12 protein-coding genes are annotated in these 12255 nt (G+C 26.9%); 2 read left to right on the forward strand and 10 right to left on the reverse strand.

All coding sequences use genetic code 11. The annotated features are described in order from the left end of the window. Nucleotides 1-84: 84 nt before the first annotated feature. From IC214_RS02595 to IC214_RS02640, 10 genes are all read right to left on the reverse strand, one after another. Nucleotides 85-894 (reverse strand): MarR family winged helix-turn-helix transcriptional regulator, encoded by an 810-nt coding sequence (locus IC214_RS02595; RefSeq protein WP_227831307.1) that lies wholly within the window; start codon nt 892-894, stop codon nt 85-87. 226 nt (nt 895-1120) lie between these two features. Further along, nucleotides 1121-1807, reverse strand: coding sequence for a DUF2461 domain-containing protein (locus IC214_RS02600; protein WP_227866185.1), 687 nt, complete (start codon nt 1805-1807; stop codon nt 1121-1123). A gap of 198 nt (nt 1808-2005) precedes the next feature. Beyond that, entirely contained in the window at nt 2006-2863 is an 858-nt protein-coding gene (locus IC214_RS02605) for an RNA polymerase sigma factor (RefSeq protein WP_227866186.1), read from the reverse strand. 263 nt (nt 2864-3126) lie between these two features. Further along, nucleotides 3127-3834: an SAM-dependent methyltransferase gene (locus tag IC214_RS02610; protein WP_227433502.1), complete on the reverse strand. Its 708-nt coding sequence runs from the start codon at nt 3832-3834 to the stop codon at nt 3127-3129. A gap of 488 nt (nt 3835-4322) precedes the next feature. Beyond that, nucleotides 4323-5192 carry a Nif3-like dinuclear metal center hexameric protein gene (locus IC214_RS02615; RefSeq protein WP_227866187.1) on the reverse strand — a complete coding sequence of 290 codons (870 nt, stop codon included), beginning with the start codon at nt 5190-5192 and terminating at the stop codon, nt 4323-4325. Nucleotides 5193-5405: 213 nt separating this feature from the next. Continuing rightward, nucleotides 5406-5849, reverse strand: coding sequence for a DUF3788 family protein (locus IC214_RS02620; RefSeq protein WP_227866188.1), 444 nt, complete (start codon nt 5847-5849; stop codon nt 5406-5408). A 52-nt stretch (nt 5850-5901) separates the two neighbouring features. Further along, entirely contained in the window at nt 5902-6369 is a 468-nt protein-coding gene (locus tag IC214_RS02625; RefSeq protein ID WP_227483036.1) for a VOC family protein, read from the reverse strand. Nucleotides 6370-6900: 531 nt separating this feature from the next. Continuing rightward, a complete protein-coding gene (locus IC214_RS02630) occupies nt 6901-7272 on the reverse strand; it encodes a BlaI/MecI/CopY family transcriptional regulator (RefSeq protein ID WP_227483037.1) in 372 nt (123 codons plus the stop codon). 959 nt (nt 7273-8231) lie between these two features. Continuing rightward, nucleotides 8232-9638, reverse strand: a complete 1407-nt coding sequence (locus IC214_RS02635) for a sensor histidine kinase (protein ID WP_227866189.1) — start codon at nt 9636-9638, stop codon at nt 8232-8234. Nucleotides 9639-9677: 39 nt separating this feature from the next. Beyond that, nucleotides 9678-10385: a response regulator transcription factor gene (locus tag IC214_RS02640; protein WP_227866190.1), complete on the reverse strand. Its 708-nt coding sequence runs from the start codon at nt 10383-10385 to the stop codon at nt 9678-9680. Between the two features lie 193 nt (nt 10386-10578). On the opposite strand from IC214_RS02640, the gene IC214_RS02645 reads away from it, so the two are divergent. Beyond that, on the forward strand, nt 10579-11493 hold the full coding sequence (locus IC214_RS02645) for an ABC transporter ATP-binding protein (protein WP_227433510.1): 915 nt from the start codon (nt 10579-10581) through the stop codon (nt 11491-11493). Continuing rightward, complete coding sequence (locus tag IC214_RS02650) at nt 11493-12254, forward strand: ABC transporter permease (protein ID WP_227433511.1); 762 nt, start codon at nt 11493-11495, stop codon at nt 12252-12254. The genes IC214_RS02645 and IC214_RS02650 overlap by 1 nt, the downstream gene beginning before the upstream one ends. The last annotated feature ends 1 nt before the right edge of the window (nt 12255 follow it).

Raw genomic sequence — 12255 nt, forward strand, 5'->3', positions numbered from 1 at the left:
AATTATATAGAAATGAGGATATATTCATAGTCTTAAAAAAACTTTTTATTTATGATATAATTATAGTGGGAAGATAGATAGTTTCTAATCTTCATTAACATCCTTTTCGCTATACTTTTCATCCTTAGATACATTCTGCTCATCAAATTTCTTATTCTTGAAAAACTCTGGATGTTCTTTTACTATCTGTTCAAAAAATCCTGGATGCTGTTTCGTCATTTGCTCAAAGAATTCTTCTCTATTAAAAAAAGCTTGAAATGCTTCCATACGTGGATTGTAAAACTCTTTTTCTTCTTGAGAACTTGGATGTGGTTCCTCATGTGGATTTGGATGTGAACCCATATGCCCCATTCCAAAACCTTCTCTTCCATTAAAACTTAAGCGTTGACCAGGATATGGTCTTGAGTGTGCTCCCATATGCGCCCCATCAAAATTAATATTATCATCATTTTTTATAGTTCTCTCCAACTCATTAGTAATCTTAGTAAGAATATCACTTAGAATACTTTTTTCTTCTTTTTCTAAAATATCGAATATTTTATTAGTTGGGTCTTCTTCCTGCTCAATTTTATTAATTTCATCCATACCCTTTGATGTCAGTCTTACTACCATTACTCTACGGTCTTTTTCTGAAGGTGTACGAGTAATAAATCCTTGATTTTCTAGTTTTGAAAGCAACTCGCCTAAAGATTGAGGTCTCATATCAAGCAAATAAGATAGTTCTTTTTGAGTAATTTCTGGTTTTATTTTTAGCATAGATAATACTCTTCCTTGACCTCTATGCGTTCCTCTAAAAAAACCATGTGATTTATGATTTTGAAGGTGAAATTTATGTAGTAACGATTGTACTTTAAAAAATTGCTCTAATAAATTTTCATCTTGAGTTTCATTCATGATTTTTACCTCCTAAATTAATTATTAATTTTGTAATCATACATTTTACTAATTATATGATTTTTTTCGAATAAGTCCTTTAAAAAGGTACCTTACTTGTATTGAGTATAAGAGCAAGCCTTCGATTTGTCAAATATTTTAACACTTTATTACACTTTAACTGTACTATATTTTAAACTTTTACTAATATTATGCCCCGATTATACTCTACTCATATTTCTTATGTTTAAGCTTTTCTCTTAGGCATTTTGTAGCCTTCTAAAGCTTTATTAATATAATCATTAAAAGGTTTCATAAGTAAGAATTTATCAGTAACCATTTTACAAAATTCATATAAATTGTCTAAGTCACTATCCTGTAAGTGATATTCAATATACCAGCTTTTGTGTTTTAAATACTCTCCTTTAGTAAAATCTTTTGGATATCCTCTTGGAATATTTTTTAGTTTTTCGCCATCTAAAGTAAAATTCTCTGAAAATTTATGATTATACAAAATAGATTCTAATTCATCTGAATGTTTAAGTATATAATCCCTCACTCTTGTTGTTGCATCTGAAAGCTGTGGTGTAAAAAGTCCTGCTCCTAAAAATATATTTTGTGGAGAAATATCTATGTAATACCCTACTGGAATTGGTACTCGTCCAGCAGATGAAATATGTGCTCTAAATGATGGGTTATAAGGTGATTTATCATTACTAAAACGAGGATCTCTATTCAACCTAAATATTAAATCTTTTGCATTTAGATGTGCAATAGATTTATCTTGATAAGCTAAAGCATTAATTATATCTTGTAACAACTGTTCAAATTGCAATGTAGCTTCTTTTTTCCATTCTTTATTTTCCATCATCCACTCTCTTGAATTATTGTTTTTCAGTGCATTTAAAAACTCTAATATACAATTTTTTTTCATAATTTTCTCTCCCTTTTATATTAATTTTATTAATATTTTTAAAAATTATTTAAATACTTGATTGATACTCAAATACCATATAGCTATTTTAAAATACTCATTAATTAATTTTTAAAATTACATATCTAAATAACTTCTAATATCCATACTTAATACTTATTAAAGTTTTGCATCATATTTCAAAAACTTTCTAAGTATTTATAAATTTTTAATTATTGAGTAGCAGTCTGACTGTAAAAAATCTATTAGAAATTTTTTTAATTTTTCACTAGAATAATATGATGGAAGTCTTGAAAATACTGTTGAAAAATTTTCAGCTTCTTCCATAGCAGATTTAAATTTAAATATAGTATTATCATCATCTTTTTCTAGACTAGAATACTCCAAGTTTTTAGGATTTATACGGTGATTAACTATTGCATAATTAATACGCTTCTTGCACTGACATACCCCTAATCCACAATACTCATCTAAAAATGAGGCCATTTTCTTCCTAATTCGTGATAGCCTCTGTCTATATGCTTCAGAAGATATATCCAAAATATCAGCAGCAACTTTACTATTTAGTTTAAACATTGTACCTAAAATAAAAATGCATCTACTCTCTACATCCAAGCATTGTAACATTACATTTGTACATGAATATTTTAGTTCTTCTTCAATAATAGAAGTTTCAACATTTTGAGATAAATCAGGTATATCTTTTGATTTGCCATTTTTGATATCAGCTCCATAATATTCAAAACTTAAATGCTGTTTAGAAAACATACTTTTTTTATAATTTTGTAAATGATTGTATGCTATTCTAAATACCCATGTAGAAAAAGAACTTTCTTTTCTAAATGTAGATAGATGAGTAATTACACGTATCATAATTTCTTGACTGGCATCCTCTGCATCCTGTACAGTACCTAACATTCTTAAGGATAAATTAAATACTAAATCCTGTACATCCAATAACAAAATTTCAAGAGATTTTTTGTCTCCTAAAATAGCTCTATCTATCAAATTTTCTATTTCATCTTTTTTTACATTATTTTGTGTACTTTCACTCATAATTTCACCCCCATATTAAATTAGACAATTTAAAAAGTACTTTGTGACATAAAATTTTTATTTTTAGTATATTATTACAAAATAAAAATACCCAATCAACCTAAATAGTCCAATTGGGTATAAATTCTCTAAAAAATCATTTTGTATTTAAATAATTATCTTTATATTTGAATAATTATCTTTGTATTTGAATTTTTATCTAATTCTAATCTTTATCTAATTCTAATCTTTATCAAGCTCTAGTCTTTATCTAACTCCAACTTTTATTTAACTCTAGCTATTAGAGAAATTGTATTAAAATACTTACCATCTTCTACTTCCATCATTTTTTTATCATTTTTTGCATAAGAATTATCGCAGTTTAGCCAATCTTGCCATGCTTCTTCATGACAACTTAAAGCTTCACATTTCTCTAAAATCACAGACTCCGATTCTGACCAAAGCTCATTCCACCATTTAAGAGAATGAAAATTCATGTTATCTTGCCAAAATGGAATAAGTTCATCAGGTATACAATCTACAAAATCTTGTTTTAATCCTGGCATTGCCATTGCAATTATTCCACCCTCTTTTACAAGAGGTGATATGTGATTTTCTAAAAAACCTTCTTTATTTCCAAAGTAGTGATAAGAATGAACACTTATTACTGCATCAAAAAAACCTTCTGCGTAAGGTAATTCATGTGCCTCTGCTTGTATTGGAAATATTTTATTATCTAAGTTAAAGTCCTTAAATCTTTCATAATTCTCAGTTGGTTCTATCCACAAATCTGTTGCAAATACAGTTGCATCAAATTCATTTGCTAAAAATATAGAAGATATACCTCTTCCACATCCTAAATCTAAAATACGCATTCCCTTTTCTAATTTTATCTTATTTGTCAGTTCCTCTAGTATTTTTATACAATTAGGCCCCATCATATTTTTCATGAGGAACTCTTTGTCATACTTATTACTTTTCGTAAATACCATTCTATCTTTCCTTTCCTTATAAATTATTATTTATTTAAATTGTTTATATTTTAATGTATATACTAATTAATCTATTTAGTTTAGCGGATATTTGACACTTTACCTTTTATTATACCATTTATTCTCATAAATATAATAATTCTATTATTTTAAAATTAATATTTATAATAATTTAAAATAAATACTTATAAAATATAGTTTATCATAATAATACTATAAAAAAACATCGAAAAATAAGTATTCTATAGTGAAATAGGAAAAATAACCTTGATATATGTTAGCTATAAAATATGAACAAATAAAGAAGCAGATATGAATAGATTTTGGAATATCTAAAAAATCTAACTCCAAGACAATTTTTTTAAATTCTCCAGAGAGTATTACGATACTACATTATAAAGCTAATTAAGATATTATTCTAAAAACAATAAAATAGGCAGTCAGTAAACACAAATTTTTACTGACTGCCTATTTTTGTTTAATATCTATTATAAATCTTCTAAATAATACTTTCCTTCCAAGAATTCTGATTCTAGCCCTAGATTTTTTAAGTAATTAACCAAAGACATACATGCAAATTTTTCTGTAGAATAATGAGTAGCACCTATAACATTAATTAAATTCTCTTTTGCAATTCTATGAAATTCTAATACTGGTTCAAAATGTTTTAAAGGCTTGGTAAATCCAGTAATATATAAATTTATACCAAGCTCATCAACTTCACTTGCTACAAATGGGTAACTTCCTCCCCCTGCTGCAATAGCTACTAAACCATCTTTTAAAACAGAGCTTCCATAATCATATAGTTTCACATCATGTCCAACTGCTTTTTTAACAAGCTCCTTAATCTCTTCTACTGACTTTAAGGATGTTTTACATATAACTCCTACCTTGATTTTATCATCATATTTGCAGAATGGTTTGACAATTTCAAGACCTAAAGCATTTGCAAAACTAACAGAAGTTGAATAATCACTATAATTGTCTAATGGAGAATGTAATACATAAAAAGAAATTCTACGTTTTTTCATCTCTTCCATATAAGATAGTGGAATATCATGAAATGGAAAACCTTCATCAGATGCTATATACCCCATTGCATGGTGTGAAAAAAGTAAGATATCTCTTTCATCTTTATCTATGATTTGCTGAATTATTTCTTTATCTGGAAAAGTAACTGTATATACTTTATTAATGTCTTGAGCATTATCTAATACTAAACCTATGTATTTTTTCTTAAACTCTGGAGTAATAAAATCATTTTCAAAATTCATAAAACTCCAATCATCATCAATATTTTTAATATCAAATTCTAAGTCTAACTTTTTATAAAGTTCTTTTGCTTTAATACTAATCACTCCTTTACAATAATATTTAACTAATATCTATTTATACAAGAGTTCTATAGTATACTTATACTTTAAAAATCAACTATATCTCAAAACACTATAAATATTCACTTATTTTAAAGAATAGTTTATTTTTCTAGTATACATTCTATCTCAATACTCTTGTCTAGAAATATCTTTTCATTTTAATTTACATCATTAATCTTGTCAAATACTATTATTTTATATGATTAGATTTTTTGGAGGCTTTTTCTTAACTTCAATAATCTTTAAAATATCATCAAGCTCTTTCTCATTCTCCACTCTATAATTTATCCATCCTCCACTTCCACAAGGGTATCGCTTATCCCAAAATTCATTTGTCTTTGGCAATAAGTTATCCAATATATTTAATAGCTTGTCTACATCATTACTTCCAATTTGAATAGTTGCCGTAAAGCAATCTTTCTCAAAAAACACATAAAATAGATGCATTGTTTTATGTGAATACTTATATCCCCAGCCATAATTATTTCCAAAAGGAAATCTTAATTCTTTACGCAAATCATATTTTTTATCTAATAAATTCTCAAGATGCAAAATAAGATTAAAATGTTTTTTGCCAACATACTCAGAAATCTCTTTTTCTGATGGCATAACACTTTTATTCAACATTCTTTCATACAATTTTAATCACCACTTTTGATTTATTTTTAATCTGAAAATACTAGTAACAAAATTATTCACTCCTTTTACATTCCTCTACAAATTCAATTGGATGTTGAATAATCTTAGAAACTTCTTCTACAGAATACCCTTCATCTAAGTATCTTCTAGCTATAACTTCCATAGCTTCTCCTACCTCAATAATATGCTTATCAGGGTCATAAATACGCACTACTCTCTGTTTCCATTCATATTTTAGTGGTTGGTGAACATACTCTACATCTTTATATGATTTAAGTTTTTCAATAAATTTATCAAAATCATCAGCTTCAAAATAAAGTTCCATATTGTGTGATTTTTTCACAACTGTATCTGGATTTAGTCCTGTTAACCATGCGAAATCCTCTTGTATTGCAAATCCTCCACTAAAAGTTACATTTTTCCCTAAATCTAACACAACTTTTTGGTCAAACAATTCTCCATAAAACTTTTTTGACACTTCTACATCATTTACTGCCAATAATGAACATTGATATTTCATAAATATCCCCCCTAATTTTTATTATTATTTTATTGTACCAATTTAAACTTGAAAGCTATATGTCATATTTATAAAAATTATGAAATTATGTATTCTACACAACTACAATCCATATGCAAAAAGCTACCCTAAAATATAGTTATTTAATTGATAACTAAAGGTAGCTTTTTATATTGAATTAATAGAATTGTCCATCATTAATTTACACTCATATTTAATTTTATTTTGGTTCATATTACAATCCACTTATAATTTATAATTTTCAAATACAGATATACTACATATCATAAATATACTGTATATGATTTATGTTTATATTATACAAAATTTTGCTTTAATTTTGCTTTAAGATTGTATTTTTATAATATTTAATTTACATATAATCTATTAAATTACATAAATCACCAATCTAATGTTTTACTTATATTATACAAGCTCACAAAATTTCTAAAAATAAGTTTTCATATTTTTAGGTATCATGTTTTATTTTACAAATAGCTACTATTTTTCTTTAATCTTATTTTCTTATTTTTATTTAATACTTCTTAACCACTCTTCAATAAAAAGTATATCTTTTTCACTTATATTATCATCTGCATGAAGTGATAATAATAAGCTTTTTATAGAGGAATCATGAATATTACTAAAAAATTCTCTCGTTTCAACATTCAAGTAGTCCTTTTTATTAATTAAAATCTCATACTGTGTATGTTTATTTACCTTTTTAGAATTTAAAAATCCTTTAACTACTAATCTAGATAAAATAGTTAAAGTTGTCGTTTGCTTCCATTGATATTTTTGCTCCATAGCTAAAATAATATCTTTTGATGTTATTTTGGAATCTACTTTCCATATAAATTTCATTATCTTCAATTCTGATTGTGGCAACTTTTTTATTGGCATAATAAACCTTTGCTACTCAGAATACAGACAAGCAATATTCACAGTAAAATTTTCATCAATTTAATTGATGTTATATTCATTTAAATTACTGTAATTTTATAAGATTTTCTCAATCTTAAATTCTAAAGTTAGCTATTTGTACATAATAAACATGTGTAAATAGTGTCAGAATTACTTTATATTGCTTAAGTTTTATGAAATATCTTGTACTCAGCTATATACTTCTGGATACTTGTCTCAGTAGCTCTCCCTTCTTTTAAATTTTTCTTTCTAGTTTTAAGCATTTATATTTTAGTAATCTTACTTCTTTTAATTTTGACTTATTGCTTCTCTAGCTTTTAAAAAAAGAATCTCTCATTTATGATTTTTTTAATCCAAACCTTTTCCTCAACAGCTCTTTATAGCTCTAATTTAATTCAACATATCTAGACATCTATACTTTATATCACTAAAAATTAGACATCAAAACTCTACTTTAGTAGAGTTTATATGGTCAAAAAATGTCTATTTAAGATGCTCTTTCGCTCTAAATACAAGGTTCTAATAAAATATTCCTCTAATAATTACATAAAAGTTCTTCTAATTAAATCTGCTCTTAAAATCTGATTATCTTCTTCTCAAAATTAAAAACTACTATATTATAATTCTATTTTAGTAGAATATTTTTGTCAATAATATTTTAAGTATTATTGAAAAATATTAAAAAAAAGGGAACTATTTAAAGAGTTTAACAGTCTTACAATAATTCCAAAATATATTATTCCTATGAAAATTTTGATACCATGAGTAACTTAGCTCTAAGCGCATAAAGCAAAAGTTACTATTTTATTTAATAAAACTTGACAAGAAAAGAATTTATATTCATTCTACTACGATAGAACATTTTTGTCAATAAATAATAAAATTATTTTCAAAATATTTTCATTGTTCACGCTTATTTATTATTTTATCATAAAATTTTACTTTACTAGTGGTAATTTTAAAGTTATTTTTAGACCATGACAATCATCACTTGTGATATTTAATTTACCTTTATGTGCGTTTATAATACCTGCTACTATTAAAAGACCCAGACCATGATTCTGACCTTTAGCATATGCATCACTCAAATTATATTGATTATTCAATAAATAACTAATTTTATCTTTGCTCATACCTTTTCCATCATCTTCAATAGTTATATAACAAAAATCTAAATCAGACCTTGAAACTACATTTATATTACACCCATGTTGATTGTGAGTTATACTATTTTGTATCAAATTGCTAATAGCTCTTTTTAATAACTTTTTATCTGCATCTATAATAATATCTTCATCCAATATATTAATCTCAATATAAAAGTTATTATCCAAATTATTATTTATAAAATCAGAAACAACCTCTCTCAAGAAAACAGAAACTCTAATTTTACCACAATCCAATGGTTGCATATTGTATTCCAATTTAGAGACTAAGTTAAGGTCGCTTACTAATTCCCTAATCTTAATACCTTGATTACATATAATAGATACTTGCTCATGTTCTCTTTGAGAAAGATTTTTACTTTCCTCAAGCTCTCCAGCATATCCTATTATCATTGAAAGTGGTGTTCTTATATCATGAGATATTCCTGCAATCCAATTAGACCTAGCTTCTTCTCTTTTTCTAAGCTTTGCATTTTTTTCCTGTAATTCTCTAGATACAGAGTTAATAGATTTTGAAATATCACTAAGTATTCCCTTTTCTTGAAGAAATACTGGCTCGCCCTTTGAAATAAGCTTCATCCCTGTAATAATTGGCTTTATAGATTTTACCATTTTTAATCCTATGAACAAAGCTATTAAAAAAGTAATTATTGCATTAAGCAAAAGCATAACTAATATTAACCTTGGAAATTGCTCTATTTCTCTAATGGTATAAGTAAGGTTAAACCTAGTATACTTGTCTTTTGGATATCCTGTAACTAGAAGCCCCTCAGGATGCTCCCATACATACACAGGATAGTCTTTTAAAAAGAATTTTGAAAATTTAGCTACATCCGTTAAAGTATAATGCTTTGGTATTTCTTTGGGTAAATCATACTCCCATATTCTGTCCCCATTATCATCAATTAACATCGCCCAAGCTTGCTTTTTATGTAACACATCTTTGCTAGATTCATCCAAAACAAATTTACCATCTTTTGAGGTTAACTTTTCTTCAAGCATCATTAAATTTGCTTTAGTCTCTCTGCTAGTGCTTATATCCGATTCTCCCAAGTATGGATATATAAAGGTTACGTATGAAAATATCAAAAATCCTGTTATGTTTAAGATAATTAGAAATAATGAAATCAAGATACTTGAACCTATAAATCGCCTCAATATATATTTTACACTATCCAAAGTTAAATCACTCCTCTTGAAATCTTCATATGGCATAAATCAATTAACAATTAATTTATATCCAAGCCCTCTTACTGTAAGAAGATGCTTAGGAAAAGATGGTGCTTCCTCTATCTTTTCTCTAACTCTCCTAACATGTACCATAAGAGTATTTTCATACCCATACATGTCATCTCCCCATATAGCTTGACATAGTGCATCACTAGTAACAATTCGCCCTTTATTTTCATACAACTTTAAAAGCAGGGAATGTTCTTTAGCAGTTAAAGATATTTCTTGTCCATCTTTTTTTACACATGCAGTATTTAAATTTACAACAACAGAATCTCCTAGTTTAAATACTGGCAACTCCTCTTCTTCCATAGGAATATATACACGATTTAGTATACCTATTAACCTTAAAGTAAGTTCTTTAGGTAAAAATGGCTTTACTATATAATCATCAGCTCCTAAACCCAAACCAATCAATCTATCTTCATCCTCTCCTCTTGCAGAAAGAAAAATAACTGGTATCTTAGACGTCTCTCTAATTTTTCTCATAATAGAAAATCCATCTCCATCTGGCAATACTACATCTAAAATTGCACAGTCTGGTTTTATATTTTTAAATACTTTCACAGCTTCTTCATAACTAGAGGCTAGAAAAATTCTATTAAATCCATCTTTTCTTAAGATTTCATCTATCATTTTTAATAATTCTTTATGGTCATCAACCACAAGTATTTTTTTATCCTTTATTGTTTCCATAATTATCACCCTCCATAAGTATATCATATACCCATTTTTATAACTTTACCCCAATAGACTATTTAAGGTTATCGTAAGGTAAACTTCAGCTATCTGAAATGTAAGTACTTTATTGTATTAATATAAGCTACAAACACTACTATATGTAAGTCATAAAAATTCATACTAAATTATAGAAAAGAGGATAAAACATATGGAAATGATAGTTAAAACAAACAGACTTTCAAAAGAATACAATAAAATATTTAGAGTAAAAGACTTAGACCTTAGAGTACCAAAAGGAGCTGTATATGGCTTTTTAGGCCCTAATGGTGCTGGTAAATCTACTACTCTTAAAATGCTACTTGGACTTGCAAAACCTACACAAGGAAATATTAGTATTTTAGGTAAAGAGTTAAATGATAAAAACAGAATATCAATTTTAAATGATATTGGCTCATTGATAGAATCTCCATCATATTATGGTCACTTGACAGGGCTTGAAAATATGACTATTATGCAAAGACTATTAGATTTACCTAAAAAAAATATACATGAAGCCTTAAAAATAGTAAGACTAGAAAATCAGAAAAATAAGAAGGTCAGTCAATATTCACTAGGTATGAAACAACGCCTTGGCATTGCCATGGCAATAATGAAGTTTCCAAAACTATTGATACTTGATGAACCTACAAATGGACTTGACCCAGCTGGAATTGAAGAAATTAGAGAACTAATAAAATCTCTTCCAGAAAAATATGGCATGACAGTTCTTATTTCTAGTCATCTTCTAAGTGAAATTGACCAAATCGCCACATCAATAGGAATAATAAATCATGGTGAACTTGTTTTTCAAGATAGTATAAAAGAACTTCATGATAAAGGTCAAAGTCATATTGCTATTAAAACACAAAATCCAATATCTGCTCAAAAACTTTTAAATACACAAGGATATATGTCACTTATACAAGATGGATATTTAACTATTGAAAATTTAAAAGATACAGATGTAGCTAAAATAAATAACATACTTGTACATTCAAATATGGATGTATTTAGAATAGAAGAACATAAAAAGAGCTTAGAGGATATATTCCTTGAACTTACTGGCAAGGCGGTGACTTTATAATGAAATATCTTAGTTTAGAATTTTATAAAATTAAAAGAAAGAAAATTATTTTGATGACATTTTTATTTGTAGCTGTTGAAATAATATGGTGTATCATGAATTCAAGTAGAGCTCTTACAAAGAATCCAGACATGCTAAGTGGATTTGAATATTCATACATGATTATGAGTTTTACAAGTTTAAATGGATTATTTTTTCCTATCTTAATATCAATAATTACTTCCCGAATAAGCGATATAGAGCATAAAGGAGATACATGGAAACTTTTAAAGTCTTCTGCTACACCCTTAAATAGTATTTATTTTTCTAAATTTTTATGCTCTACTATTTTGATATCATTATCTATACTTATACAAATATTGGCCATTTTAGGTTTTGCATCTTTTAAGGACTTTATCGAACCATTTTCTATGTCCTTAATTATCAAATATACCTTAGGTACGATACTAGTTAGTATAGCTATAATAGCACTGCACCAATGGGTTGCAACTGTATTCCAAAATCAAATGCTTGCTGTTACACTTGGTATGTTAGGTAGCTTTATAGGTTTAACATCAGGACTATTTTTTCAAGGTATTCGTAGATTATTTATATGGTCTTATTACATAGAATTAACGCCTCTAAATTATGCTTATGACACTGCCCTTGGTTCATCAGTTTACAAAGTAAATATGAATTTTTCAATGACTGTTTTAATCTTCTTTGTTGGAATGTTAATTTATTATATTGGAAAAAATCATTTATTAAAAAAGGAAATATAGG

It is taken from the genome of Clostridioides sp. ES-S-0190-01 (assembly GCF_020658275.1).
GTDB lineage: Bacteria > Bacillota > Clostridia > Peptostreptococcales > Peptostreptococcaceae > Clostridioides.

Coding starts and splice junctions, on each gene's coding strand:
- IC214_RS02645 (WP_227433510.1), top strand. CDS start 10,579: ATGGAAATGATAGTTAAAACAAACAGACTTTCAAAAGAATACAATAAA.
- IC214_RS02610 (WP_227433502.1), bottom strand. CDS start 3,834: ATGGTATTTACGAAAAGTAATAAGTATGACAAAGAGTTCCTCATGAAA.
- IC214_RS02600 (WP_227866185.1), bottom strand. CDS start 1,807: ATGAAAAAAAATTGTATATTAGAGTTTTTAAATGCACTGAAAAACAAT.
- IC214_RS02605 (WP_227866186.1), bottom strand. CDS start 2,863: ATGAGTGAAAGTACACAAAATAATGTAAAAAAAGATGAAATAGAAAAT.
- IC214_RS02625 (WP_227483036.1), bottom strand. CDS start 6,369: ATGAAATATCAATGTTCATTATTGGCAGTAAATGATGTAGAAGTGTCA.
- IC214_RS02650 (WP_227433511.1), top strand. CDS start 11,493: ATGAAATATCTTAGTTTAGAATTTTATAAAATTAAAAGAAAGAAAATT.
- IC214_RS02595 (WP_227831307.1), bottom strand. CDS start 894: ATGAATGAAACTCAAGATGAAAATTTATTAGAGCAATTTTTTAAAGTA.
- IC214_RS02630 (WP_227483037.1), bottom strand. CDS start 7,272: ATGCCAATAAAAAAGTTGCCACAATCAGAATTGAAGATAATGAAATTT.
- IC214_RS02640 (WP_227866190.1), bottom strand. CDS start 10,385: ATGGAAACAATAAAGGATAAAAAAATACTTGTGGTTGATGACCATAAA.